Source organism: Vibrio sp. 704, from assembly GCF_033339295.1.
In genome coordinates this window covers 1-923 of the sequence record NZ_JAWOUH010000189.1, presented here as the reverse complement: position 1 = coordinate 923, position 923 = coordinate 1, and the positions used below count along the sequence as shown (strand labels likewise).

The window sequence follows — 923 nt, the reverse complement described above, 5'->3', positions numbered from 1 at the left end:
GATTCGATGCAAGGAGCACTTTTTAGTAGCTGGATTGCTGCGAGTAAGACTATAACCCCGATGGGCGCAAGCCCTCGGGGTTTTTCTTTTCTGCCATTTCCGCCCGACCTGCAAAGCACAGTTGTCCCCATCTCAACCTCAAACTCAAACTCAACCTCAAATAAGGTACTTTGTAGGCTCCAGATACAACAAGATCCGCCGAAGCAGCCCTTGAGTTAGTTTGCGAACAATGCAAGCTAGCTTTCGATAAAAGCCTTACAGTTTCTCTAGTCTAGCGTAAGCAGTCACTAACCATTTAATGCCTTCACCATTGAACGCAATTTGAACGCGACTCTGTGGACCGCTGCCTTCAAAGTTAATGATGGTGCCTTCGCCAAACTTTGGATGCATTACGCGTGAACCAAGTGAAAAGCCCGTCTCGTTGAAGGTCTCTTTCACTGCAGTTTGGCTAAAGCGACCACTGCTTGCAGGTCGGCTGACTTGCGCTTTCATCCGCACTTCGTCCAGGCACGTTTCCGGCAACTCACGAATAAAACGCGATGGCTTATGGTACTTATCTTGACCATACAAACGGCGCATTTCCGCGTAAGTGATGTAGAGTTTTTGCATCGCGCGCGTCATACCGACGTAGCACAGGCGGCGCTCTTCCTCTAAACGCCCAGCCTCTTCCGCCGACATCTGGCTTGGGAACATGCCTTCTTCAACGCCCACCATAAACACCAATGGGAATTCCAAACCTTTTGCACTGTGCAATGTCATCAATTGAACTGCATCTTCAAATTCGTCGGCTTGCCCTTCACCCGCTTCTAGCGCCGCATGAGTCAAGAACGCAGTCAGCAGCGACATCTCTTCCGCTTCTTCTGGCTTCTCGAATTGGCGAGTTGCGGTCACCAATTCCTCCAAGTTCTCAATACGTGCCTTAG

At 49.8% G+C, this 923-nt stretch carries 1 protein-coding gene; it reads right to left on the bottom strand.

Features of this window, described 5'->3' with window-relative positions; all coding sequences use genetic code 11:
* Nucleotides 1-255: 255 nt before the first annotated feature.
* Nucleotides 256-923 (bottom strand): 3'-5' exonuclease (locus R7R24_RS25380; RefSeq protein WP_318119868.1); only part of this gene is annotated, 668 nt, incomplete at its 5' end.